This is a genomic window from Streptomyces sp. NBC_00385 (genome assembly GCF_035917155.1).
In the GTDB taxonomy this organism is placed as follows: domain Bacteria; phylum Actinomycetota; class Actinomycetes; order Streptomycetales; family Streptomycetaceae; genus Streptomyces; species Streptomyces poriferorum.
In genome coordinates this window covers 7457249-7482196 of sequence record NZ_CP107951.1, presented here as the reverse complement: position 1 = coordinate 7482196, position 24948 = coordinate 7457249, and the positions used below count along the sequence as shown (strand labels likewise).

At 70.8% G+C, this 24948-nt stretch carries 22 protein-coding genes and 1 pseudogene; 7 read left to right on the top strand and 16 right to left on the bottom strand.

The genetic code is table 11. The features are described from left to right. Nucleotides 1-46: 46 nt before the first annotated feature. The 4 genes from OG959_RS33360 to OG959_RS33350 form a co-directional block, all read right to left on the bottom strand. Nucleotides 47-322, bottom strand: a complete 276-nt coding sequence (locus tag OG959_RS33360; RefSeq protein ID WP_326664453.1) for a hypothetical protein — start codon at nt 320-322, stop codon at nt 47-49. Between the two features lie 377 nt (nt 323-699). Beyond that, a complete protein-coding gene (locus OG959_RS33355; protein WP_326664452.1) occupies nt 700-909 on the bottom strand; it encodes a hypothetical protein in 210 nt (69 codons plus the stop codon). A 74-nt stretch (nt 910-983) separates the two neighbouring features. Then, nucleotides 984-1442 (bottom strand): phage terminase small subunit, encoded by a 459-nt coding sequence (locus OG959_RS38780; protein ID WP_442805681.1) that lies wholly within the window; start codon nt 1440-1442, stop codon nt 984-986. A 25-nt stretch (nt 1443-1467) separates the two neighbouring features. Further along, nucleotides 1468-1800 (bottom strand): HNH endonuclease, encoded by a 333-nt coding sequence (locus tag OG959_RS33350; protein WP_326664451.1) that lies wholly within the window; start codon nt 1798-1800, stop codon nt 1468-1470. 212 nt (nt 1801-2012) lie between these two features. Here OG959_RS33350 and OG959_RS33345 point away from each other — a divergent pair, with 212 nt between their 5' ends. Further along, a complete protein-coding gene (locus tag OG959_RS33345; RefSeq protein ID WP_326664449.1) occupies nt 2013-2228 on the top strand; it encodes a hypothetical protein in 216 nt (71 codons plus the stop codon). A 39-nt stretch (nt 2229-2267) separates the two neighbouring features. On the opposite strand, the gene OG959_RS33340 is transcribed toward OG959_RS33345, so the two are convergent. From OG959_RS33340 to OG959_RS33320, 5 genes are all read right to left on the bottom strand, one after another. Continuing rightward, a complete protein-coding gene (locus tag OG959_RS33340) occupies nt 2268-2507 on the bottom strand; it encodes a hypothetical protein (RefSeq protein ID WP_326664447.1) in 240 nt (79 codons plus the stop codon). Beyond that, the gene (locus OG959_RS33335) at nt 2504-2884 is read right to left on the bottom strand and encodes a hypothetical protein (RefSeq protein WP_326664445.1); all 381 of its coding nucleotides are present in this window, start codon (nt 2882-2884) and stop codon (nt 2504-2506) included. The genes OG959_RS33340 and OG959_RS33335 overlap by 4 nt, the downstream gene beginning before the upstream one ends. Nucleotides 2885-2895: 11 nt before the next feature. Further along, nucleotides 2896-3777: a hypothetical protein gene (locus tag OG959_RS33330; RefSeq protein WP_326664443.1), complete on the bottom strand. Its 882-nt coding sequence runs from the start codon at nt 3775-3777 to the stop codon at nt 2896-2898. 1417 nt (nt 3778-5194) lie between these two features. Next, nucleotides 5195-5761: a hypothetical protein gene (locus OG959_RS33325; protein ID WP_326664441.1), complete on the bottom strand. Its 567-nt coding sequence runs from the start codon at nt 5759-5761 to the stop codon at nt 5195-5197. A 108-nt stretch (nt 5762-5869) separates the two neighbouring features. After that, nucleotides 5870-7420 carry a recombinase family protein gene (locus tag OG959_RS33320; protein WP_326664440.1) on the bottom strand — a complete coding sequence of 517 codons (1551 nt, stop codon included), beginning with the start codon at nt 7418-7420 and terminating at the stop codon, nt 5870-5872. Nucleotides 7421-7468: 48 nt separating this feature from the next. Here OG959_RS33320 and OG959_RS33315 point away from each other — a divergent pair. From OG959_RS33315 to glpK, 5 genes and pseudogenes are all read left to right on the top strand, one after another. Next, nucleotides 7469-7633: pseudogene (locus OG959_RS33315) on the top strand (Mpo1-like protein); the annotation flags it as partial. 48 nt (nt 7634-7681) lie between these two features. After that, nucleotides 7682-8161: a Zn-ribbon domain-containing OB-fold protein gene (locus OG959_RS33310; protein ID WP_326664438.1), complete on the top strand. Its 480-nt coding sequence runs from the start codon at nt 7682-7684 to the stop codon at nt 8159-8161. Then, nucleotides 8158-9348, top strand: coding sequence for a lipid-transfer protein (locus OG959_RS33305; RefSeq protein WP_326664436.1), 1191 nt, complete (start codon nt 8158-8160; stop codon nt 9346-9348). The genes OG959_RS33310 and OG959_RS33305 overlap by 4 nt, the downstream gene beginning before the upstream one ends. Before the next feature lie 225 nt (nt 9349-9573). Further along, the gene (locus OG959_RS33300) at nt 9574-10335 is read left to right on the top strand and encodes an MIP/aquaporin family protein (protein ID WP_219568144.1); all 762 of its coding nucleotides are present in this window, start codon (nt 9574-9576) and stop codon (nt 10333-10335) included. 37 nt (nt 10336-10372) lie between these two features. Further along, complete coding sequence (glpK, locus tag OG959_RS33295) at nt 10373-11872, top strand: glycerol kinase GlpK (protein ID WP_326664434.1); 1500 nt, start codon at nt 10373-10375, stop codon at nt 11870-11872. 119 nt (nt 11873-11991) lie between these two features. On the opposite strand, the gene OG959_RS33290 is transcribed toward glpK, so the two are convergent. The 4 genes from OG959_RS33290 to OG959_RS33275 are packed head-to-tail and all read right to left on the bottom strand — an operon-like array spanning nt 11992 to nt 16359. Continuing rightward, complete coding sequence (locus OG959_RS33290) at nt 11992-12597, bottom strand: GTP-binding protein (protein ID WP_148016379.1); 606 nt, start codon at nt 12595-12597, stop codon at nt 11992-11994. Continuing rightward, nucleotides 12578-13000 (bottom strand): DUF742 domain-containing protein, encoded by a 423-nt coding sequence (locus OG959_RS33285; protein ID WP_326664433.1) that lies wholly within the window; start codon nt 12998-13000, stop codon nt 12578-12580. Before OG959_RS33285 ends, OG959_RS33290 begins: the two co-directional genes overlap by 20 nt. Nucleotides 13001-13009: 9 nt before the next feature. Continuing rightward, nucleotides 13010-13453 (bottom strand): roadblock/LC7 domain-containing protein, encoded by a 444-nt coding sequence (locus tag OG959_RS33280; RefSeq protein WP_326664432.1) that lies wholly within the window; start codon nt 13451-13453, stop codon nt 13010-13012. Beyond that, on the bottom strand, nt 13450-16359 hold the full coding sequence (locus OG959_RS33275; RefSeq protein WP_326664431.1) for a sensor histidine kinase: 2910 nt from the start codon (nt 16357-16359) through the stop codon (nt 13450-13452). Before OG959_RS33275 ends, OG959_RS33280 begins: the two co-directional genes overlap by 4 nt. Nucleotides 16360-16762: 403 nt before the next feature. Here OG959_RS33275 and OG959_RS33270 point away from each other — a divergent pair, with 403 nt between their 5' ends. Further along, nucleotides 16763-17257: a hypothetical protein gene (locus OG959_RS33270; RefSeq protein ID WP_326664430.1), complete on the top strand. Its 495-nt coding sequence runs from the start codon at nt 16763-16765 to the stop codon at nt 17255-17257. Nucleotides 17258-17401: 144 nt separating this feature from the next. On the opposite strand, the gene OG959_RS33265 is transcribed toward OG959_RS33270, so the two are convergent. From OG959_RS33265 to OG959_RS33255, 3 genes are all read right to left on the bottom strand, one after another. Beyond that, nucleotides 17402-22201 (bottom strand): hypothetical protein, encoded by a 4800-nt coding sequence (locus tag OG959_RS33265; RefSeq protein WP_326664429.1) that lies wholly within the window; start codon nt 22199-22201, stop codon nt 17402-17404. 87 nt (nt 22202-22288) lie between these two features. Further along, nucleotides 22289-23233, bottom strand: a complete 945-nt coding sequence (locus tag OG959_RS33260; protein WP_326664428.1) for a hypothetical protein — start codon at nt 23231-23233, stop codon at nt 22289-22291. A gap of 136 nt (nt 23234-23369) precedes the next feature. Beyond that, the gene (locus OG959_RS33255; protein ID WP_326664427.1) at nt 23370-24896 is read right to left on the bottom strand and encodes a hypothetical protein; all 1527 of its coding nucleotides are present in this window, start codon (nt 24894-24896) and stop codon (nt 23370-23372) included. Between the last annotated feature and the right edge of the window lie 52 nt (nt 24897-24948).

The following is a 24948-nucleotide window of genomic DNA, read 5'->3' as shown; positions in this document are numbered from 1 at the left end:
AGCGTCCTCCAGGGCCGTGAGGGGAGCTGCTTGCGCTAGGAGCCGGTCAGTGGCGCCGGGGGCGCCGTACGGGCCGCTTCATGGCTGCCGTCAGGTCGGTGCTGAAGACGCCGGGTACGTTGACGAAGGACGAGGCGCGGTTGTTCAACTCGGCCTCCAGGCGCGCCAGTTCGGCGCGCTCCACGTCAGCTTCAGCGCCCGATGCATCCGCCACGATGCGCCTTCGCTTGAGCCAGATGTGACAGTGCTTGCCGCAGGTGCGCGAGTCAGGTGCGGCGTCGAACGGGCAGCCCTGGCGGCTGCAACGTCGAAACGGGGGCATGGCTCCTCCATGGACATACCTAGGTAAAGGAATGGCAAAGCAAGGAAGATGTTCACTGCTTTGCTTTGGTTTGCTATGAAACGGTTACAGTCGTACCCACCTGCATCTATCGCTATTAGCGTCCGCGACGACTGCAACCGGATCGCGCGTCATCGACTCCCGCCTAGCGCGCACGATCCATCGCGCGGAGCCCGGCCGGAGGGGCGCTGGACGGGCCTCCAGGGGCGGGAAAAGGGCTCCAGGGAGCCCCCTAGGTCGAGCGCCAACCGGTTGCCGGATCGCGCGTCCCAGCATGCTTACGGGCGCCGTGATGGTGATCAAGGGATCACCCCCTGGGGTTGATCATGAGATCGTTGCAGGTCAGAGCCTTGCAACCATCAAGCGAGCGTCGGCCGGCTCTCACCCGCGACGCCACGAGCCACGCAGCCGAACGCCTGCATGAGCGTGAGTCCGCGCTCGTCGGCCCACGCTGCTCGCGCTCGTCGCCAGCGGTTCCACGCAACGACGTCACGATGTCCGTCGGCCAGCGCGTCGTCAGCGTCGGTCAGCCACTCGTCTACGTAGCACTGCACAAGCAGTGTCGGCACGACGGACGAGGCACCTTGGCCAGGCACTGCCGATGCCTGCGCCCTACGCGCTAGCTGTGCTGCCTTGCGTGCGCTCATGCGGTGAGCCGAGCACGACGTTCGTTGATGTCCAGACTGTGCGTGGTGGGTACGGTGTGCAGCTCAGCCGTGCCCGTACCCTCTCGCTCCAGCTCCCATCCCAGTGTCTTCAGCCCTGCGGGGCTGAGACCAAGGTGGTCTGCGTAATAGCGTGCCTCTGCTGCCAGGCCGGCAGTCACACGGCCAGCGAAGGCGTCGCATGTGATGCGTACGAACAGCGCGACCATGGGCACGAACGATTCGTTCCACTGGGTGGCCTGGCCGCTCTCCCATAGCTCTGCCCACATGTCCTTCTCGGGCTGCGTCCACTCACGCCCTGTCGGCATGTCCGGGGCTGGTAGATCGCATCCTTCGAGCGGGAGCACGACAGGGCCTGTCGCTCGCCGTGCTCCCCTCCCGCGGTACTCACGGCTTCCGGGGTTGGAGAGATCGCGCCTTGGTCCAGGGGCAACCATCGGGGCCCCTCCTTCCGTTGTCGGCTCAGTCGTCCAACGCGGGGTGCGTCGACGGCTTGCGGTGGACGCTCTTGCGCGTCAGGGCTGCGGCTGTGCCGCCTTCGCTACTGCTCTTCGCCCGATGATGGAACGGACACAGAAGCTGGAGATTTTCCAGAAGGTCGGACCCTCCGAGGCTGTGCGGGATCACGTGATCCACGTCTGTCCCGGGGAGTTCGCAGCGTCGGCCGTCGCTATAGAGCGCGGTGCACACGCCTCCGTCTCGTCGGATCACGCGGCGTCGTAGGCGCTCCCACCCGCGGGGCAGGCTCTCGCGCCTTGACGACCCCGCCCACGGCTTGCGCGGTTGAGTTGGCATGGCTTCCGTCCTTGGCTGTGTGGGACGCAGCCCACTTGACGCCACGTCACGTTCATGGAATGATGCATGCGCACCGGGGCAGTAATCCGGACGCCACCACGGGCGTGGACCCACGTGGATGCCTTCACACAGAAGGCAAGCTTGCAGTCGTTTGACTCGCAACGGAGTGCGCCCTTTTCAGGGCCTCCGCCGCGTAGGCGAAGGGTCCACCCATGTCTGTACCTCTTTTTGCGTTCCTTGCCATGTCTCCGCAGGCGTTTGCCCTGGTTATGGCTGCCGTTGTGCTCGTCGTTTTCGCGCTCTGCGGGACGTTCCTCCTGGCGCTCCACATCAGCGGCGTCCGAAGCGTCAAGGGCACCGACAAGGCTGCGGCGATTCGGGCCATTGGCGACGCAGTGAAGTCGTTCCCGTTCTGGCGTAGGAAGTAGTACCCGCCCCCGCGGCTTGTGTCGCGGGGGCAAGCTTTGTCAGCCCTGGCCGATGGCCGCGATGGCGTCGAGACGCACCGTGTACGCCTTCGTTGACACGGTGACGGTGAGCGCGTTCGGGTAGTACTTGGTGGCCTGCGGGCCGTCGGCCAGCGCGTACGAGAGCGTTCCCGTCAGGGCCTTGCCGCTCAGCAGCTCCACCACAACGGCCGTGCCGTTCAGTTCGATTGCGCGGTTCTTGATGGCCTGCGTGTACTCGTCGAAGAGAAGGGTCGTCATCGCTGGTGCTCCGTGGTGTAGGTGGGCTCGGTGTAGGGGTTGCGAGTGCTCGTCGGCAGGGGCCTGCGCTCCGGGCGGTTGCCGTTCTCGTCAAGGCCGTGCTTCGCGCGGTATGCGGCTACGCCAGCGTTGACGGTCCCTGCGGTGCCCTGGACGTCAGGGCCACGGGCGCCGCCGGAACGGGGCACCTGCGGAGCGGGGTTGGCTGCGGACAGTTCCGACGCGAGCGAGGTTGCGTCAGCGGTGAGGGCTGCCTCGTCGGCGCCCTGGAGCCGCGCGCTCTGTTCGACGGTCAGGCCGGCGGCCAGGCCGGCTCGAAGCTTGGCCAGCTCCAGAACGGGGCCCGTCAGGGGCTCCGTGATGATCTCTTCGGGCATGTTGGTACCTCTCAGTAGCTGCGCTGGGCGCGGGACTTGGCCACGCGCTCGCTCTCATAGGTGCTGCGCGGGTTGGCGGGCTGTGCCACGGGGCGGTTGGGGACGACCATCGGACTGATGTCCACGGGCCGCACGCCGTCAGACACGGAGTGGCGCCCGTCGAAGGCGTCCTGCGCGGCCATCACGTCGTCCACGGACTCAGGGATGTACGCCGTGCCCATCTGGGTGATCCAAACGAGGTGGTCCAGGTCGTACGCCTGCGACTTCATGACGTCGATCTGATGCGCGGGGGTGTCGTCGTTGATGCCCTGGACGTCACCGTGCCCGCTGACTTTCGCGCGGGCGTGCAGGCTCGTCGGGCCGGTGATTTCTCCCTGACTCAGCGCTGACCACTGAGCCTCGCGGATGCCCGCCAGCACGGCGACGAGGGGGCGCAGCTTGGTGTACGCCTCCGCGGTCGCTCCGCCAGCCGTCAGGGCCTCGTCAGCGGTGCGAGTAGCCCCCAGCGCACCGACGTGCTTCTCTGCCTCTGCCAGGAGGTCGGCAAGCTGCGTGCCGAGAGCTGCCAGGATTTCGGTTCGGAACGCCTCACGGAGCCCTCTGAGCGTCGAACCGTCGACGTACGTCCGGTTCATCGCCAGGAGCTTCGCGCGGACCGCATGGGCGCCCACAGCGCGCGCGTACGCCGCCTGTGCACGCTCTTCGACGTCAGCCGGCCAGGCGCCGGAAACGATGTACTCCGCCACCGCCTCGTCAGCTACGCGCTGCGCTTCGATCTCCGGTGCGTCGACCGCGGGAAGAGTGCTGAGCAGCTCTTCGACGCGCTGCTTGCGCACGAAGTGCTCCGCGATGTCTGGGACTGCCGCGTGTGCGGCGTCAAGTTGGGCGTTCATGGTTGCCTCTCGTCGGACATGAAGAACGGGCCCGCCGTGTCGGCAAAGGCCCGTGGAATGGAAGGTCTGTGGGGTCGTCAGGCGGCCTCGTAGCGGCCCGTCGACTCGAAGTACGCCCGCCGCTCCGCGCGGCGCTCACGGACGCGCCTGGCGCGCTCCGGGGCCTCCAGGCGGTAGGCCACCCGGTTTGCCTCGTTGCGGCAATCGGAACACTTGCGGGTATGGCCGTCGGCACAGAGTGCGTCCCGGTGGAAGTTCTCGCCGTTCACGACCAGCGTGCGGAAGCATGCTGGGCACTGCCTACGCGGCGGGTTCGGCACGTCGATGTATCGCATCGGTCTCCTTGGGTTCGGTCGGTCCGACGACCCTTCGTTCGGTCAATTGCGGGAAAAAGAGAAGCGCCACCCGGAGGCAGCGCTTCGAAAGGTCTGACAGCCCCGGCGGGAGCTCGTCGACGAGCGAGCGGAGGAGAGTTCGCTTCACGTCGACGGCTCAACCGCCGGGACCGGTGCACCCCACCCCGGGAGAGGCGCCAGGGGGATGCAGCTTGCACACGGGACCGGACCAACGCCCAAGAGGCTGCCGACGCCGGTCCCGCGGTTTGTGGGGCTACAACTCTCTGTAACCATGGGGCATAGGCGCTCTCGCGCGCGATTAAAGCCCCTCTCGTTAGTGGTTATGTGGTGCATGTTTCGCGACGAGGGGGTATGCGCAAAGTGCCGAAACGTGCTCCGACCTGCAAATATCGACGTTTCATCCCGATCCGAGCCGCCAGGCTCTATTACACAACCGTGACCTTGATCCCGCATGGTGAGACATTGGATCTTGGTTGGGGCGCTTCAGGCCTCGATGGGGCCCCACGTGCCGGCTGTGCACTCTTCGTCCGACCCGCCTCGTCGCCCACCTCCGCAGGGTCGAAGCCCTGGAAGGCCCCTCAGAGGCTCTAGCGCGCCCCCGGGGCCTCCTGGATACCGACTAGCACCTACAGGGCGCCCCACGGGCCTCCAGCGGCTTCCTGGACGTCGATGCGGCTCCGCCCCCACCCCACTCGTCATTCGACGTCGACGAGGGGCTAAAAGGGGGCGCGAGACAGTTTGGCCAGAATGGACAAACTAACTGGCATTTCTCAGTCTCTCTTAACACACGTTAGAGAGAGTTGAAGTAAGGGGTTAGTTTGTCATTTTGGCTCCAAACGGGCCCGATTCGACCTCTCGGGGCGGAGGATTGTGACCCACGCCACAGAGGGTCCCCTAACTCATACGCTTGTCTACGCTCACCTGAGCGCGGAACGTCGCTCTCCGCTTCGTCTGGCAGCCGGCGGAGAGGGCGGAGGACGTCGACGAGGCGCGCCCCCGAACGCACGGGAGGGCCCGACCGGCGAACCGGCGGGCCCACGTCCGTGTGACAGAGGGTGACGTCAGGCGGTGACGCCCAGCAGCAGGAGCGGCTTACTGTCGTCCTCCGGGATGTTGAGCGGGGAGGGCTTCAGTGCCTTCATGATCGACGCGCACCCACCGGTGCACAGCGGGACCCATCCGCCGTCGACGTAGACCGGCTCGATGTCCCGCTCGTCGACCTCGCCGCAACGAGCGCAGCCAAGGGAGTCACCCGTGCAGGCCGGGCAGAACAGATCTCCGTTCTCGTCCCGCACGGCAGCGATCGTCAGGTACGCGGCACAGCCGTCGCACGGGGCGTCGTCGCTTCCCTTCTGCTTGTAAACCACGGGCACGTCGTACAGCGCAGCTTCGGCCTCCAGGATCATGGCCGTCCCGATGACCGACTCCGCGTCGTGCAGCGCCGGCCCGCAGACGACGACTGCCGCGAAGTTGCGGACGTCGATGTCGGCCGTAGTGCCGATGATGGTGGGGAAGCCCAGCTGGTCCGTGACGTCGGAGGCGACCATGAGCAGGTCTGCCCGCTCGTCCTCGGTTGCGACGGGGCCGACGACAAGCAAGGTGTTCGCGAAGATAGAGGTGTGTGCCATGATGCTTTCTCCTCATTCAGGTGAGGAACGGCCCTGGCCTACTCCGTCCAAAGATGAAGCCAGGGCCGCCCCATGTCTGGTAGGCGGGGGCCTACCAGGGGTTGCGCACTACTCAGATTCTTCCCGCTCGATGGCGTCCAGAGATTCCTTCTCGGGATCGCCGTGGCTTCCGATGACGAAGTCCACGCGCGATACGTCCAACTTCGTTACGCGGCCTCCTCGTCCCTTCGACGGCTTGACCATGACCCGGGCCCCGGCGTCGATGAGCAGTCGCCGACGGCCGGCCGTGTCTGCGGCGTCCCACATCTGTCCGTACGTCTTGCCCGTGCTCACAACTTCTTCCCGGGCTTCAACGAATGGTGTGGTCTCCAGCTCTGCGGCTCTGGCCTCTAGTGCGTCAGCCGTTTCCTGCCACATCTGACGACCAGCGGCAGACTTGAAGCGCGCACGCTCCCCCATGTGGGCCCGCAGTTCTGACGTAACCTCTGCCAGTTCAGGTCCGGGATCGTAGCCGGAGTGGCGGATGACCCGCGTCACTGGCCATGAGCCGATACGCGCTAGGAACTGCTCCACGGCCCATTCGTCCAGCCAGTCCGCCCGGATCGACGCCTTAGCCTCACACTTCCGCCCACGCGCCAGCGCCCGGCAGCCGTAGACGATGGTCTTTCCGCTGTTGGCGCTGTACATGTACATGCGGCCATCGCAGGTGTCGCAGTGGGCGACACCGAGAAGCAGCGCGTTCGTGTCTTTCCTCTCCCGACGCTCCGGAGCTGCCAACTCCGCCAACGCCGCCTTCACTCGCTCATGTTGGTCCCGCTCCACGATTGGCGGACCCGCCAGGATAGGGCGTCCCTTCCCGTCGCGTACCGGCTTGCCCTGGTGCACGTGGTAGCCGAGAAGCGTGGGGGACGAGGCGACGCTCTTTACCGTGGTACCAACCCACGCACGGCCCCGCGGCACCTTCCCGCGTCTGACGTCGTCGTGGTCGCGCGGGGTCAGTACGCCTGCTTCGTTCAGCTCCATGGCGATGCTGTGCGGCTGCGCTCCGTCAAGGATGTCAGCCATCATCTGCTCCAGGACTGCAACGGCCGACGGATCGGGGACGAGCGTCAACCCCGGCGCTCCGTCACGCGCAACTGGACGATAGCCATACGGCGGGATCCCACCCGCCCAACGTCCCTGCGCCCGAAGCGTCGCACGTGCTCCAGACACGCGTTCTGCGATTGCTTGCGCCTCCATCTGCGCGGCCCACGCGAGCAGCCGTACGACGATGTCGGACACTCCAAGCGCTGACGACATGTCCAGGTCGAGTGTCCCGCCTGCACCCTCCGCGAAGATGATCCGCTTGCGGTGCTCCTTAGCCCACCGCGTCAGATCCTCCATGTCTGCCAGCGACCGGACCGCGCGATCAAGCCGCCACCAGATGATCACGTCGTACTCGTCTGGGCGACGGAGCCAGTCACCAAGCTCCGGCCGCTCGAACGGCGTGGTCTTGGTGGCGGAGACGTCCAGGTCGGTTGCGTACCCGACGACACGTGCCCCGATGCGTGCCGCCTGTCCCTCGCCGGCTTCCCGCTGCCTCAGCGGCGAGGTCGTAACGTCCGTCATGTCGCTGAGGCGAACCGCGATTAGGGCTCTGATCTGTGCATATTCAGCCATGCCTACACCTCCCCTCGTTGAGTTCGTTTGGTACGACACTCAAGGTATACGGGATGGCCCGCCCATTTCCTGATCGAGAAGAACAACCCGGCCACGTTCGGTCATCCGGCCTGGTCGCTGCGCGGTGACGCGCAGATGATCGGGATGATGCTGGCCGGCCGCGACCACGAGCTCGCGGAGACCGCTGCCAAGTGGCTCGCCGACAACAGCTGACCGTGGCACACTTCTGACGTTCCGTCAGATCCAGTGCCGGGAGGGGCTTTGCCACGCAAGCGCATACCTGTGGTGGCCGGGTGGTTCACCGAGGACGGTACGGAGGAGGACTTCCGGCTGCTGGGCACCCGCTGCCCGCTCTGCTCGTCGGTCTTCTTCCCGCCGCAGAAGGGGCTCTGCCGCAATCCGGGCTGTACGGGCGGCGAGCTCGCCGAGGTGCCGCTGTCCCGGCACGGCACGGTCTGGTCGTACACCGACGGCCGCTACCGGCCGCCCGCGCCCTATCTCTCGGATCCGGAGGTGCCCTGGGAGCCGTACACGCTGGTGGCGGTGGAGCTGGCGGCCGAGCGGATGGTCGTGCTCGGGCAGGCCGCGCCCGGGGTGGGCGTGGAGGATCTCGCGGTCGGGATGACGGTGGAGGCCGTGCCGGGAGTGATGGACGCCGGCCCGGGTGACGGCGACGGCGCGGTGCGGACCACCTGGCACTGGCGGCCGGTCGCCGCCGGCTCCGCGGGGGGCGCGGCATGAGCGGGGATGTGGCGGTCCTCGGGGCCGGCATGCACCCCTGGGGCAAATGGGGCCGCGGTTTCGTGGAGTACGGCACGGTGGCGGCCCGCGGCGCGCTGGCGGACGCGGGCATCGAGTGGCGGGACGTGCAGTCGGTGGTCGGCGCCGACACCGTGCGCGGCGGCTATCCGGGGTACGTGGCCGGGGCGACGTTCGCCCAGGCGCTCGGCTGGCAGGGCGCCCGCGTGACCAGCGTGTACGCGGCCTGCGCGTCGGGCGCCCAGGCGGTGAACACCGCCAGGGCGCAGATCCTGGCCGGCATGGCGGACGTGGTGCTCGTGGTGGGCGCGGACGCGGCCCCCAAGGGCTTCTTCGCGCCGGCGGGTGGCGAGCGGCCGGACGATCCGGACTGGCTGAGGTTCCGGGTGCTCGGTGCGACCAATCCCGCGTACTTCGCGCTGTACGCCCGCCGCCGGATGGCGCTGCACGGCGACACTCCGGACGACTTCGCGCTGGTCAAGGTGAAGAACGCCGCGGCCGGCGCACTGAACCCGAACGCTCGCTACCGGGCAGCGGTGAGCGCGGAACAGGTCGCGGCCTCCGCGGTCGTCGCCGATCCGCTGCGGCTGCTGGACATCTGCGCCACCTCCGACGGCGCGGCGGCCCTGGTGCTGTCCAGCATGGACTTCGCCCGGCGCCACGGGGCGTCGGACCCGGTCCGCATCCGTGCCGTGTCGACCGTGACGCCCACGTACCCGAAAGCGGTGCTCGACCTGCCGGACATCGCCACGGACTCCGCGGTGGCCGTGGAACCCTCCCCCATGAGTTTCCGGGGCTCGATCGCCCGGGCCGCGTACGAGGAGGCGGGCATCGGACCCGGAGACCTGTCCCTGGCGGAGGTGTACGACCTCTCCACGGCGCTGGAACTGGAGTGGTACGAGGACATCGGACTGTGCGCTCCCGGCGAGGGCGCGGCGCTCGTACGCTCCGGGGCGACGGCGCTCGGCGGACGCATCCCGGTGAACCCGAGCGGCGGGCTCGCCTCCTTCGGCGAGGCGGTGCCGGCCCAGGCCATCGCGCAGGTCTGCGAACTGACCTGGCAGCTGCGCGGCACGGCGGGGGAACGCCAGATTCCGGGCGCGCGGGCCGGGATCACCGCGAACCAGGGCCTGTTCGGTCATGGCTCCGCGGTCGTCGCAGTGCGTTGAGATGCCATCCGTGGCCACCAACAGCGTTTGTTGTCAGTCTTCTTGACGACCCATCATGCACGGAGAACACTCCATTCCCAGCCGATGCCGTCCTCCCACACGGCGGCGGCCGGCTGATCCCACGCTCGTCACGGTCGCCGGGCGGGGCACGGATTCTCCCTGCCCTCGGCCTCCGCAGCCATGGAAGCGCCCGGCGCAACCCGCCGGACAACCACTGGGAGCGCCATGAGCAATGGAGACATCTTCACCGGGGAAGTCCTCGGAACGGCCATCCTCATCCTCTTCGGCGCGGGCGTCTGCGCCGCCGTCACCCTCCACCACTCGAAGGCCAGAGCCGCGGGCTGGGTCGTCATCGCCTTCGGATGGGGCTTCGGGGTACTGGCCGGGGCCTACACGTCCGCCCCGTTGTCGGGCGGCCATCTCAACCCGGCCGTGACCGTCGGCATCGCCGTCGACACCGGCGAGTGGGACAAGGTCCCGCTCTACATCGCGGGCCAGCTGACGGGCGCCGTCATCGGCGCGGTGCTGGCCTGGCTGACGTACTACGCGCAGTTCCGCGCCAACGCCGACAAGGAGACGTCCGGCCCCACGCTCGGCATCTTCGCGACCGCTCCGGAGATCCGGAATCCGGTGGCCAACCTCGTCACCGAGATCATCGCCACGGCCGCCCTGGTCCTGCCGATCCTGGCCTTCGGGAAGAACGCGGGCATCGGGATCGGCCCGGTCGCGGGGTCGGAGGCCGGGATCTACGGCTCCGGCATCTCGGTTCTCCTGGTGTCCCTGCTCGTGGTGGGCATCGGGCTCTCGCTCGGCGGCCCCACCGGGTACGCCATCAACCCGGCCCGTGACCTCGGTCCGCGGCTGGTGCATGCGCTGCTTCCGATACCGAACAAGGGTACGTCCGACTGGAGTTACGCCTGGATACCGGTCGTGGGACCGCTCCTGGGCGGTCTGCTGGGCGGTGTCGTGTTCAACGCCGCGTTCTGAGGCCTCGGCCACAAGCACCCGATGGACAAGGGGAGTCATGACGATCAGGTATGTCGCCGCCATCGACCAGGGCACCACCTCCAGCCGTTGCATCATCTTCGACCAGGACGGCGCCGTCGTCGCCGTCGACCAGCGCGAGCACCGGCAGATCTTCCCCCGGCCCGGCTGGGTGGAGCACGACGCCTCCGAGATCTGGACCACCGTGCAGGCCGTCGTCGCCGGTGCCCTGGACCGGGCCGGGTTGCGGGCGGACCGGCTCACCGCGCTCGGCATCACCAACCAGCGCGAGACGACGGTGCTGTGGGACCGGGCCACCGGGGTCCCCGTCCACCACGCGATCGTCTGGCAGGACACCCGTACCGCGGCCCTGTGCCACGAACTCGGCGGCACCGACGGGCAGGACCGGTTCCGCGCCACCACGGGTCTTCCGCTGGCCAGCTACTTCTCCGGCCCCAAGGCGGCCTGGCTGCTGGACCACGTACCCGGGCTGCGCGAGCGGGCCGAGCGCGGCGAGATCGCCTTCGGCACGATGGACTCCTGGCTGATCTGGAACCTCACGGGCGGCACGGCGGGCGGCGTCCACGTCACGGACGTGACCAACGCGTCGCGCACCATGCTGATGGACCTGGAGACGCTCCGGTGGGACCCGGCGGTCCTGGCCGCGATGAACATCCCGGAGGCGGTGCTCCCGGAGATCAGGTCGTCGTCCGAGGTGTACGGAACGGCCGTGGGAGCGCTGGCCGGAGTGCCGGTGGCCTCCGCCCTGGGAGACCAGCAGGCCGCGGTGTTCGGACAGGCCTGCTACGACCCGGGCACGGCCAAGAACACGTACGGCACCGGCAGCTTCCTGCTGCTCAACACCGGGAACCGCCCCGTGCCGTCCAAGAACGGGCTGATCACCACCCTCGGCTACCGGATCGGTGACGAGCCGCCCGTCTACTGCCTGGAGGGGTCGATCGCGATCACCGGGGCGCTCGTGCAGTGGTTCCGCGACCAGCTCGGGATCATCGGGAGCGCGGCGGAGATCGAGACCCTCGCCGCGAGCGTGGAGGACAACGGCGGGGCGTACATCGTGCCCGCGTTCTCCGGGCTGTTCGCCCCCTACTGGCGTTCCGACGCCCGGGGTGTGATCACCGGCCTGACCGGCTACGTCACCAAAGCGCATCTGGCACGGGCCGTCCTGGAGGCGACCAGCTGGCAGACACGTGAGGTCGTCGACGCGATGTACCAGGACTCCGGGGTGCCGATCACGACGCTCAAGGTGGACGGCGGCATGACGGCCAACCATCTGCTGATGCAGCACCAGGCGGACGTGCTGGGCGTGCCGGTGATCCGCCCGAAGATCTCGGAGACCACCTGCCTGGGCGCGGCGTACGCGGCGGGGCTGGCGACCGGGGTGTGGTCGGGGCTCGACGAGCTCAAGACGCACTGGCAGCGCGATGTGGAGTGGCAGCCGCGGATGGAACCGGAGGACCGCGAACGCGAGTACGGCAACTGGCGCAAGGCGGTGGAGCGGAGTTTCGGCTGGCAGGAGTAGCGGAGGACTCCGCTCCCCCGCCGCCCTTGGACGCGCGGCCCGTACCCTCGTCGGCGGGGGTACGGGCCGCGTTACGCCGGCCGGACCCCGCGAGCCCGGCCTGATCCAAACGAGAGGCCCTACGTGGTGACTGGCTCCCGGAGCCGGTCCACCCGGGCGACCGCGTGTTCGACGACGGCCACCAGGACGTCCCGTACGGACGACCGGTCCCGGGCGTCGCACATGAGTACCGGCACCTGTGGATCCAGGTCCAGCGCCGCCTGCACCGTCTCGGTGGGGAACCGGTCGGCGCCCTCGAAGCAGTTGACGGCGACGGCGAACGGGATCTCGCGGCGCTCGAAGTAGTCGACCGCCGCGAAACAGTCCTCCAGACGGCGGGTGTCCGCGAGGACGACCGCCCCCAGCGCGCCCTGGGCGAGTTCGTCCCAGAGGAACCAGAAGCGGTCCTGTCCGGGGGTTCCGAAGAGGTACAGCACGAGGTCCTCGCGCAGCGTGATCCGCCCGAAGTCCATCGCCACCGTGGTCGTGGTCTTCGCCTCGACACCGTCCAGGTCGTCCACCGGACGTCCCGCCTCGCTCAGCCTCTCCTCCGTACGCAGCGGTCTGATCTCGCTGACCGCCCCCACCAGGGTCGTCTTGCCCACTCCGAAGCCGCCCGCCACCAGGATTTTCAGGGTAACGGGCTCAACGGGCCGCCTGTTGCGGCTAGAGCGCCCGAAGGCCATTGATCACCTCGCGAAGAATGTTCACGTCCGGCAGCTCGGCCGGCGGAACGGGACGGGTTACGTGCACCAGCTCGTCCTCGACGAGATCGCCGACCAGGACCCGGACCACCCCGACGGGGAGGTCCAGACCGGCGGCGAGCTCGGCGATCGACTGGGGCATCTCACTGCAGAGTTCGATGATCTCCACATGTTCCGGGGAGAGCATCTGGTCCCTGCCGGGGTCGTCGGCCGCGGGTTCGGGCATGACGATCGCGATCAGGTCGAGGCGGTGACGGGACGCGCTGCTGGTGCGTCCTCTCGTCATCGCGTACGGGCGGACCACCGGCCCCGCGTCGGCGTCGTACCAGCGCGAGGACTGAGGGTCGCCGGGGTTCCCGGGGGTGCGGGAGGTGTCGGCGCTCATCCCGTCCACTCACCCTCCGGAGGACAGACCGGTCGTCCTGGGCGCGTTGGCCAGGTGGGCCCCCACACGCTTGACCATCAGTGTCATCTCGTACGCCACCTGCCCGACGTCCGAGTCGGAGTCGGCCAGAACGGCGAGACAGCTGCCGTCACCGGCCGCCGTGACGAACAGGAACGCCTCGTCGAGTTCGACGACGGTCTGCCGGACCCGGCCCGCGTCGAAGTGGCGGCCGACGCCCTTCGCGAGGCTGTGGAATCCTGAGGCGACGGCCGCCATGTGCTCGCCGTCCTCCCGGGTCAGGTCCTTGGACGCGCCGGTGGGAAGGCCGTCGCTGGAGAGCACCAGCGCCTTGCGGATGCTGGCGACGCGCTCGACGAGTTCGTCGAGGAGCCAGTTGAGTTCACCCGACCCCTGACGTGCGGAGTTGAGTGCTGCGGCGTTCGGTGCGGTCATGGACCGTCCCCTCCCGGAGTGGTTCCTTGTGCTGTATCGCCGGGGCCGGTCCCGTCCTCGGCGTTCTGCATGCGCCCGCGCTGCCAGCCGCGCTGGAGCGAGGCCATGCGGTCGCGTACCTCGTCGGCGTCCCGCTCGATGTCCTCGACGCTCTCCACCGGATCCGGGCCGGTCACGCCCGAGCCCTCGCGCAGTTGCGGGGCGAGGCTGGCCTGACGGACCCGGCGGGGCAGCCCGCCCACGGTGTCGGCCTCGGGCGACGAGGACGGGACGGCTGATGTGGACGACCGTGGAGCGGGCACCGAAGGCGCGGGGCGCGGGACTTCGGCGGGCCCGGTCGACGTCCGCGAGCCCGTGGACCGCCGGGGTTCGGCGGAGCGGCGCCGGTCCTGGTGCGGAACGGGGCCGGTGGACCGGGGCCGCGCCGAGGTGTGCGCGGGCTCCGGATCGCCGGTCGTGGGGTGGGAGCGGCTGCTCTCGTCGACGCGGACGCCTCGGTCCGTGACCAGGGTCGGCGGCTTGCGGCGGGGCAGCGGGCGCGTGCCGTCGGGGCGCAGGGCCCGTACGCCGTCCGGCTCCGTCGTCCGGTCGGCCGCCTGCTGGTGCTGCTCGCGGTCGGTTTCGCGCCGGAACTCGCGGGCGCGGAAGATGCCGCCACGTTCGCTTTCTGTGTCGTCCAGGTCGGAGACCCCGTCGAGGGCGGGGTCGGTGCCCCGGCCGGTGACGGCTTCGAGGAGCGGGTCACGGTCGAATTCCAGGGACGCGACCGGTCCTTCGAGCTCGACCGGGCCGTCCAGCAGGGCCGGGTCCATCAGCCCGCTGGGAACCGGTGAGAGGCTGCCCGGCCGTTCCTGCGGGCGGTCCTGGGGCCGTTCCTGGGACCGGGCGGCGGCGATGCTGCGGTCCGGTGTGCCCGGCCCGCCGTTCTCCTTCGGACCGCTGCCGGGCCTGCTGCTGGCAATGGCCTTCTCCGACCTGCGGTCGAGACGGAATCCGGTGCCGTGCGAGTCCGGGGCGTCGGTGAGCAGCGCCGCCGGGATGAAGACGACCGCGGTGGTGCCTCCGTACGGGGAGGTCTGGAGCGAGACGCGGACGTTCTGCCGCTGGGCGAGCCGGCTGACGACGAAGAGGCCGAGCCGGTCGGTGTCGGACAGTTCGAACTCGGGGGTTTCCGCCAGCCGGAGATTGGCGTCCAGCAGCACTTCGGGGGGCATCCCCAGGCCGCGGTCGTGGATTTCGAGGGTGAAGCCGTTGGCGACCTGTTCGCCGTGCACCTGGACCGCCGTGTGCGGGGGCGAGAACACCGTGGCGTTCTCCAGGAGTTCGGCGATGAGATGGGTGAGGTCGGCGACTGCGGGGCCGCCCACTCCGATCCGCGGGAGGCGGCGGACCTCGATCCGCTCGTAGTCCTCCACCTCGGCGACGGCGGCCCGCACCACGTCCATGAGCTGGATGGGCTTGCGCCACTGCCGGGAGGGCGCGGCTCCGGAGAGGATCACCAGCCCCTCGGCGTGGCGCCGCATCCGGGTGGTGAGGTGGTCGAGGCGGAACAGGTCGGCGAGTTCGTCGGTGTTCTCGGTGCGGCGCTCCATCGTGTCCAGGAGCGTCAGCTGGCGGTGCAGCAGCACCTGGTTGCGGCGGGCGAGGTTGACGAAGACCTCGGAGACGCCGCGCCGCATGTCCGCCTGTTTGACGGCCGCCTCGACCGCGGCGCGCTGCAACGTGTTGAGCGCCTGCCCGACCTGGCCGATCTCGTCCCGTTCGTACTGGAGGTGCGGGGACTCGGTCTCGACGTCGATGTGCTCGCCCGCGGCGAGGCGGCGCATCACGCTCGGCAGCCGCACCCCGGAGACCTCGTGGGCGTCCTTGCGCAGCCGGGAGAGGTCGCGGACGAGCTCGCGGCCGATGCGTACGGACACGAAGACGGAGACGAGCAGGGCCAGGAATCCGAGTACGCCGGCGACGCCCGCCTTGATCAGGACGCCGTAGCCGGCGGGCTTGCCCCGGTCCTGGAAGCGGTTGTTCATCTCGGTCGAGTCGTTGGCCAGCCGGTCCAGGACCGGTGGCGCGACCTCCTGCCAGCGGGCGGCGTCCACGGCACGGGAGTCGCGGGTGGGGCCCTGAGCGATCAGTTTGTTCTCGGCGGTGCGCAGCGGTTCGCTGTCGGGGCCCGACCAGTACTGCTCCACGCGCCGCCGCTCGGACGCGGGCAGGACCTGGAGGTTGATCTCGTACAGCAGTCCCCGGTTGGCCACGAGGTCGGAGATCTGCCGGAGTTCGGGGGCGGTGAACCGCCCTGCCAGAAGTCCGGAGGCGACCAGCGCGTCTTCCCTGGAGAGCATCTCGCGGGCGCGCGAGACACCGGCCAGCGCCCGGACCTGCTTGTCCATGGACACGTTCTCCATCGTGTGGAGTCCGGTCAGGAAGCGGTAGCAGGGGTCGATGAGACGGTTGTAGTAGTCCATCGCCCTGGCCCGGCCGATGGTGCGCCGGTCGACGGAGTCGCGGAGGGCGTCGAGTTCGTCGACCGCTCCGAGGATCGAGCTGAGCTGGGTCTCCGCGTCGGGGCGCAGTGCGTCGCGGATGTCCTTCTGCTGCGCGCTCGAGGTCACGCGCTCCACGACCCGGTCGGTGACCGCGCGCTGTGTGCGCAGGACCGGAAGGGCGTCGGAGGCCCTCGGGTCGGCGAGGAAGACGAGGGTCTGCCGGCGCTCGTTCTGCACGGCCCTGACGGTGTCCTCCAGGGGGTGACCGACCTTCTCCACGACGGTGCTGGCACTCAGCAGCTCGCCGGCCTCGCGTCCGGTCAGATAGGTGGCGAAGCCCCAGAGTGCGGTGAGGGAGACGAGCGGCACCAGAAGCAACGCCACGATCTTCCTGCGGATGGACTTTCCGCGAAAGCGCATGGCCTCCCCCAGCTCGGCCCCGCAGGGCGGGGATGGTGTTCCGTCAACAAACGGCGCGAGCCTACTACCGACACACAGACAACTCGAAGGCGTGTCCGGACGATTTTCGGCCGCCTTACTGGGAGTTGACCATGAGTTGTCCCGGTATTCCTGGAGATGAAATTCGCGAATGCGACAGAAGACGCCGATCAGAGCGGCATATTCCTCCCCCCGCCGGTTGGCTGGAACTCTTCGTTCCGTGCCGATCCGGGGGAATCTTCACCATCCGGCACTCGTCTGTCTGTACGGGGGCAGGAGAGCTGCAGGAGTGCACTGGGGCAGGACGGGACGGTCCGTCCGCGTAGAAAGGGTGCATGCGGGGCAGCAACCCTGAAGTCGGACAGCGGTGGGGAGTTGAAAGTCGTTGGACACGCAGGAGCGTTACGGAGCGGTGGAGGTGCCACCGGCCCGGACGGCGAAGGAGGCGAGCACCGCGGCTTCGGCGACGCGGGGCGGGCCGGAGGAGCCGCGGCAACCGCTCTGGGTCGAGGAGCCGGCCACACGCCGGCGGATGCCGGACCCCGTACGCAGGGCCGCCGTGCGGGCCGTCATCATCACGTCGCTGACCCTGATCCAGGCGATGGTCGCGTTCCTGGCCTCGCTGACCGGTTCGTGGCTGGCCTTCCCGATGGTGCTCAGCAGCGTGGGCAGCACGGTGGTCGCGACATGGTCGGTGCTGGACGTGTGGGTCACCCGGCAGGTGTGGAATCAGCGCAACGGCGTGGTGTCGGTGCCCAGCAGTTCGGCCCGGCGGCTTCGCCGCGAGCGGCGCAGGGCCAGACGGGCGGCGCGGACCGCCCAGCGGGACGCGGCGCGGATACGACGACGGGAGACGGGTCGCGGCCTCTCCCGGGCCTGACCCGCGCCCGGCTCCTCCCGTCTGCGGAGCTCACTCGTGACCAGCCCCTCCCGTCTGCGGGGACGACTCGTGACAGGTCCCTTCCACCTGCGGGGCGACTCGTGACCAGCACCTCCCGCCTGCGGGGCTGTGCAGAGGTTCGCCCTACGGGGCTGTGTCGACGCTCGCCGCCGTGCGGGGTTCGCCCTCGGTCCGGGCCGCCGGTACGTCCGGCGCCGGCGCGGACCGCTTGAACATGCGGGTGGCGGTGATCTCTCCGTGCACCGTCTCGGTGCCCGGGTCCTGCTGGGGCAGTCCGGGGCGCAGATGCTCCTCGACGCTGATGTACTTCAGTCCGGCCCTCAGGTCGGCGTCATTGCGCAACCTGATCACCAGCGGGAACTCGGCCAGCGCCGTCGTATCGAAAAGGCCCGTGGTGTAGAGCAGCTGGACGCCCAACGCATCCGAGACCGCACGCTGGAGCTCCAGCAGATACGTGGCGTTGGCGCGGCCGATGGGGTTGTCGAGGAACAGCGTCCCGGCATGGCGGTGCTGATGCCGGTCGCGGCCCCGGTCGTTGCTGCGCAGGGCGGCCATCGTGCAGTACAGGGCGATGGCGGCCGTGAGCAGCTGTCCGCCGGAGAAGACGTCGCCCATCTGTCCGACCGGCACCCGCTCGGCGCGCAGCACCGCGTCCGGCTTGAGGATCTCGACGGCGATGCCGCGGGGCTCCAGCGCCGCCTGCACGCCGCGCAGCAGCAGGGACATCCCGTCGCGTCGCAGGTCGGAGTTCTTCTTCAGCGCCGCCTTGGTGGCCTCGTCGATGACTTCGCCGAGCCGTTCGGTGAGCGTGGCCTGGTCGGGTTCCTCGAAGCGGATACGGAGGAACTCCTGGCCGGACCACTCCCCCAGGCCTTCGGGGAGCCGGGAGAGCCGCTGGGCGGAACGGAGCGTGGTCAGCGCGGAGTCCACCAGGCCGCGCAGCCGGTCGACGATGGAATCCCGGTTGCGCTCCAGCTGGGCCAGCTCGTCGGTGAGGACCCGCAGCCGGGGGGCGAACGCCGTCGCCCACTTCTGCGCGTGCTCGGGCAGGGCCGTGGCCGGGAGTTCGCGGATCTGCTGGCGGGCCGGGGTGCGGACCTGTTCGTAGCGGGTGGCGTTGGCGTGCCGGACGAGTACGTCGCTCGCCTCCCGTACGGCCGCTTCCGCGGTGGAGAGGTCGGTGGCGCAGCCGCGCAGTGACCGGCGGGCCTCCGCCGCGGACTGCCGGGCCTCCTCCAGGCTGCCGGGGTACGGCTCGGGGGTCTCGGGGTCCTCTTCGGCGCCGTGGTCCCGCAGGAGGTCACGCAGCAGGGCCGCGGTCTCGTCGAAGCCGCCTGCCGAGTCCTCCGCGGTGCGATGGGCGTGGAGGAGCTCGGCGTGGGCGGCGCGGGCGGTGTCCAGGGCGGCGGTCGCGGCCGCGAGCTCGGCCGTCGCCGTACGGAGCAGCGCCTGCGCCTGTTCGGCGTCGGCGGGAACCTGATCGCCGGCGAGTTCGGTGTGCAGGCTCTCGCCGTCGGCCGGGGCCAGCCGCTCGGCCTCGCCGCGCAGCCGGCCGAGCTGCTCGCTGGCGGCGGAGGCGCGGGTCTCCAGGAGCTGGACGAGGGACTCGGCGCGGGCCGCGGCGGCCTGCCGGGAGGGCCCGTCGGCGCCGTCCGTGCTTTCCAGGAGCTGGGCGGCCCGGGTGCGGACCTTGTTGGTGAGCCGGTCGAGTTCGGCGAGCGCGGCGCTCTCGTCGCTCTCCGCGCGCGCCTGCTCGGCGCGCAGGTCGGCGCCGACGCCGACCTTCTCGTACAGCTGGGACGCGGCCCGGTAGGCCTCGCGCAGGGCGGGCAGGGTGTGCCGCGGGGCACCCGGCTCCGGCTCGGGGAGGTGTTCGGGGGCTCCGGCGATCTCGGCCCGCTCGGCGCGCAGGGCGCGGGCGGTGCGTCGGGCGTCGTCGGCCGCGCGCTGGGCGGCCCTGCGGTCCTCGTCGGCGGCGCGGGCCCGTTCGAGGCAGGCGGTGGCGCGGGCCTCGGACTCGGCCGCCTCGTCGACCAGTTCGCGCAGCTTCACCTGCCAGCCGGCCCGTTCGCGGAGCCGGAAGGCGAGTCCGGCGAGTGCGTCGGCGGCCCGGCGGGCGCGCTGGGCGGCCTCCTGGCGTTCGTCGCGGACGCGGGCGGTGTCCGCCGCCGCCTCGTCGGCCTCGGCCCGCACGGTACGGGCCTCGGCGAGAGCGGCCTCGGCCGTCACGGTGGCCGCGCGGGCGGTGCGGGCGGCTTCCGCGAGTTCGGTGAGCATGCCGGGCGGACAGTCCGCGCGCCAGGAGCCGATCCGGGCGGCCAGCGAGCGGTCCCCGGTGAGGCGGGCCGCCAGCGTGCGGATGTCCTCGTCGCGGGCCGCGGTCCGGCTCCTGAGCGCCTGCCGTTCCTCGTCGGCGGCGTGCTCGTCGTGCATCGCCGGGTTCGGCGGGACGAGGAAGACCCCGTCGGTGCCCGCGGCGGATCCGGCGGTGGGGTCCGGTACCGGGGCGAGGAGTGCGGCCGCGGTGCCCACGGCCACGGCGGAGCGCGGGAGCAGGGCGGCGGCGCCGAGCACCTCACGGGCGCGTGCGTGCGCGTCCGGGTCCGTGATGACGACGCCGTCGACGAGCTCGGGGCGGGCCGCGAGCACGGCGGCGTGATCGGCGGGGTCGACGGCCTGGGCGAGGTAGCGCCAGCCGGGCAGCGCCGGAATGCCGTGTTCGCCGAGGTATTCGACGGTGGCGAGCACATCGGGTCCCGGCGGCAGCAGGCCGCCGTCGCCGAGCGCGCCCAGGATGCGGGAGTCGTCGGCCGCCGCGGTGCGCAGTTCGAACAGGCGTCGCTCGGCTGCGGCCACGCCTTGGTCGAGGAGGTCCCGCAGTTCCTCCGCGTTGCGGTCGAACTCGTCTGCCGTGAGGGGCTGTTCGGCGGGCCTGGGCTGTGCGGTGGTGGCGGTCCGGGTTCCATGAGCGGCCGGTTCGGCGCCGTCCGCGGCGGCCCCGGGCTCGTGTCCCTCTTCGTGCTGCCGGTCCTCGGCACCGTCCGGCGTGCTCTGCCGGGGCCGGGGAACGCCGCCGGCGGTGGGCAGGCCCAGGAGGTCGGCGAGGCGGTGTTCGGCGGCGATGGACTCGGCGGCCCTGAGCTCGGCCTCGTAGATCTGTTCCGCGGCGCGTGCGCCGTCGGCGGCGCGGGCGGCGGCGAGTTCGGCCCGGCTCTCGTCGGCGGCGGCCTGCCGGGACCGGTCCGCCGCGGCCCCCGCCGCGTCGCGGGCGGCGTCCCAGGAGGCCACCGCGGAGTGTTCGGCGTCGTTCGCGGCGAGCGCGGCGCGGGCCGGGTCCGCGTTGGGTGCGGTGTCATCGAGCCAGCCCGCCCGGACGGCTTCGGCGGTCTCCTGCTCCACCTCGGCGAGGCGCTGGCGCAGATGGCCGGCCTCGCTGCGGGCGCGCTGGGCCTCGGTGGCTGCGGTGGTGGCGTCCCGGTGGGCGGCCTCGCCCGCGGTCTGCAGGATGTCGGAGCGCTCCTCCTCCTCGTTGGCCACGTTCTCGCCCGCTTCGGCGGCGGTGTGCAGGGCCCGTACGAGATCGGCGGCGGCGGTGGCGCGGGCGGCCAGGGCCGGTGCGGCATCACGCTCGGCCTCGCGGATGGCGACGGCCACGCGGGCGGAGCGGTCTGCGGCGGCGCGGTGGCGGAGCACGGCCTCGGCGGCCTGCCAGGCGGAGTGCAGGGTACGGGCGTCAGCCAGTTCGCGGCGCTGGGAGGCGGCGCTCTTCTCGGCGGCGGTGAGGGCCAGGGAGGCGTGCCGGTAAGCGAGTTCGGCGGCGATGAGGGCACTGCGGCTGCGCGTCTCCTCGGCACCGGTGACGGTGTGGGCCGCGCCGGTGACCTGCTGGGCGAGCTCCCCGGTCCGGCCTCGCTCCAGACCGGCGCGGGCGGAGAGCCGGCGGGCCAGAGTGCGGGTGCGGCGCTCGGCACCGGCGTGGATGTCGCGAGTCCTGGCCCGCGCTTCGGCGCCCTCCACGATGCGGCCGAGCAGGTCGACGGAGCCTGCGGTGAAGTCGCGCTCGGCCGTGAGTTCGGCGCGGCGACCCAGCTTGTTGCCGAAGCCGCTGACGAGGTCGGCGAGTCCGTCGGTGTCACGGGTGTCGGTGACTGCGCGCAGCAGCAGGTCGGTGAAGTCGGAGTCCTTCTTCACCGCGAAGAGGCCGGCCGCCTCGCCCTCGTCGGCGTTCATCTCGCGCTGGTAGCGGAAGAGTTCGGGGTCCAGGCCCAGCTCGCCGAGGTGCTCGTTCCAGCGGTCGTGGATCTCTTCCCAGTGCACGTCGAGGTGCTGGTAGAACTTGCCCGCCTCGGTGAGCGCGTCGCGGAAGCCCTTCATGGTGCGGCGCCTGCCGCGCGCTCCGGAGACGCCGTCGGCCGGGCGGCCGACCGAGGTGGCCTCGGCGACGGGCAGCGAGTCGAGGCTGAGTCCGGGGCCGGGGCGGAAGGAGTACCAGGCCTCGGCGAACTTCCTGGGGTCGTTGGAGATCTGGCGCCCACGCCATTCGCTGACCTTGCCGACGACCACGCATTCGCCGGTGAGCGTGTGCTGCCATTCCAGCGCGACGTGTCCGCAGTCCTCCGCGAGCAGGAACTTGCGCAGGACGCCGGAGCTGGCGCCGCCCAGGGTGTTGCGGTGGCCGGGCAGCATCACCGAGAAGATCAGCTTCAGCAGGACGGACTTGCCGCCGCCGTTCTCCAGGAAGAGCACCCCGGCGGGGGCGGGCCGGCGCGGCGGGCCGACCGGTTCGTCCTCGAAGAACTCCGCCTGTGCCGGTGCGGGATGGGGCACGGGCTCACCGACGCCGCGCAGGTCGAGCACGGTGTCGGCGTAGCGCGCGCCGGCAGGCCCGATGGAGTAGAGGCGGACCCGGGACAGCTCGTACATGGCGGCGGACTCTCGTCGTTCAGGCAGCGGGAGGGTGGCGTCGGTGGCGGGGCCGGTCTGTGGCCGGCCCCGGCGGGGGTGGGCCGGTCAGCTGTGGAACGGCAGGCCGGCGTCGGCCACCAGTTCCAGGTCGTCGGGGTCGGGGGGCGGGAGCAGCGTGGCGGATCCGTCGGTGACCGGCACCACGCCGAGTTCCAGGAGCTCGGCCAGGGCGGCGCTTCCCGCCATGTCGCGGACCTGGAGCTGGTAGCGGGCCGTGGTGCGGAACGCGCCTCCGGCGTCGTCCCCGGTGCGCTGGAGGAAGCCTGAGTCGGTGAGGAAGGCCACGGCCTTGCCGACGATGCCGGTGGTGGATCCGGCCAGCCGCCGTGCGTCCTTGGTCGCTCCGGTGGCGCTGCGCCGGGAGTAGACACGCCAGCCCGCCTCCAGACCGGGGGCGTCAGTGGCCGGGTCGGTGTTGTCGCCGTGTTCGACCGCGCGCTCCTCCAGGCGGTGGCACGCCTGACGTACGAAGGCGTCGACGCCATTGACGGTGATCCGGCCGATGTACGCGTCGTCGGCGAGGTCCTCGGGGCGCGGGAAGGCCAGGGCCGCGACGGCGAGGTGCGCGAGGCCGTGAAGGAAGCGGTCGGCGGAGTCCGGGGAGGCCCGCCGGGCGTAGTCGCCCATGCGCACGGCGAAGACCGAGTCCTCGCCGGCCGTGACGGCCATCCCGGCCCGGGTGGACACCTCCAGCACGACGAGGCCGAGTCCGGTGGCCACGGCGTCGGCGAGCCGGGCGAAGGCGGGCTCCTCCCGGTAGCGGCGGAGCAGTTCGGCGTACTCGGCGTCCCGGGCGGGCAGCAGTTTCGGCTGGAGCCCGAAGGCGACGAGCCGGGAGGCGTCCGCCGCGTCCGCCGGGGTGACCGCGGCAGGCGCCGCCGGGCGCTCGGCGGGATACCCGGACGCCGCCCGGTCGGCCGGGTGCGCGGCGGTCGGGTGCGCGGCCGGGTCGCTCCACGCGTCGGTGTGCTCTGCGCGGTGTTCGCTCACGACGGTCGCTCCTCGTTGCGGAAGGTCTTCGGTACGGGGTGCCCTGCCCGGGCAGGTGCGGCTGCGGCGCAGGTTCTCGCGGGCGCGGTTCCCGAAGGGCCGGTTCTCGCGCGGGCGGCCGGCGTGTGAGGCGTCCTCATGTCGCCTCCGAGCGGTCCGCCGCCATGCCCACGGCGTCCAGCAGGGCCGTACCCACGATCAGGTCGGCGCCGCCGAACTCGGGGTCGTCGAGCTGGGTGCCGTCGTCGACGGAGAACAGCAGGCGGCGCTCGCCCTGGCGGTAGGCGGTGCCGACCGGAGGGCTGGCGGCGTGCACCGCGAGCAGGGCGACCAGGTAGGGCAGTTCCGCGTCGCGCCGCCGGGCCTCGGCCAGGAGACCGGAGAGGCGGCGCGGGGCGTCGTGCTCCAGATCGAGCAGTTCCATGGCCGAAGCCAGCTGCTCCTCGCTGAACCGGCTGTCGTCCGGGGTGGCGATCAGATCGGGTTCGGGCATCTCGGCGCCCAGGTGTTCCCGTTCGAGCGGCGGGGTGAGCAGCATGTCGACCAGGTCGCCCACCCGCACCGAGGTGGGTGTGCGCAGGCCCGTCCCCCGGGCGAAGAACGCGTCGGTGGCCCGGATCGCCTGCTCGACGGGGAGCGGCAGCAGTGGGGCCAGGAGCTGGCCGTAGAGGTCGAGACCGGTGCGGGCGGCCGGGGCGGCGAAGGCCTGGCGGTCCTGCTCGGCACGGAACAGCGGTCCGGCCTCCAGGAGGCGGGACTGGAGCTGGGTGTGGCGGCGGATGCAGTCCTTGACGATGTCGACGAGCTCGGCGGCGCGCCTCTTGTGCTCGGGTTCCTCGGCCTCGTCCCGGGCTTTGCGGATGTTGGTGAGGATGGCGTTCTCGTGGCGGTAGCGGTCGGCTACGTGGTCGAGTGCCTCGGCGATCATGTCGGGCACGGCGTTGAGCCAGTCGACCGCGCGGACGTTGCGCCGGGTCGCGTCGAGCGTCTTGCGGAGCGTCTCCGCGTACTGCACGGTCCGGTAGCGGGCCTGCTCGGCGGCGAGCTGGGCGTCGGCGAGGCGGCCGCGGCTGATCAGGACCTCCAGTTTCACCTCGGCGGCGATCTGGGCGCTGGTGACGTCCGTGTCGAGTGCGCCGACCAGGACGTTGACCGCTTCGTCGGTGGCCCGCAGGTAGACGCTGCCGCCGTATCCGGGGACCTCCTCGATCAGCTTGAAGTCGTAGTCCCGGCGGACGTAGACGCCGTCGGGTCCGAAGGTGCCGTAGACCGCCCGGAAGCCGCGGTCCACACTGCCGACGTTGATCAGGTTCTCCAGCACCCAGCGGGCGACCCGTTCGTGCTCGGCGACGGGGCGGCTCGGGGCCTGGGCGGCGACGCGGGGCAGCAGTCTGGCCACTATCTGGTCGTGGTCGGCCCCGGTGTCGAAGTCCATGTTGAGGGTGACGTGGTCGATGGCCGCGAGGGCGACCTCGGCCATCGCGTACACGGTGTACTCACCGGCGAGGTTCGCCTTGCGCACGTCGAGGTCGTGCAGCGGCGCCGTGCAGGCGAGCGCGCGCAGCCGTCGCGAGAGCCCCTCGTCGGCGGCCGGGCCCGGTGCGGGCCGCGGCCCCGCGCTGAGCTGGGGCGCAGCGTTTTCCGTGTAGGCAGGCGAAGTCACGCTGCACAGATTAGGTCCTCGGACTGACAACGGTCGAAACGGCGCAGAAGCG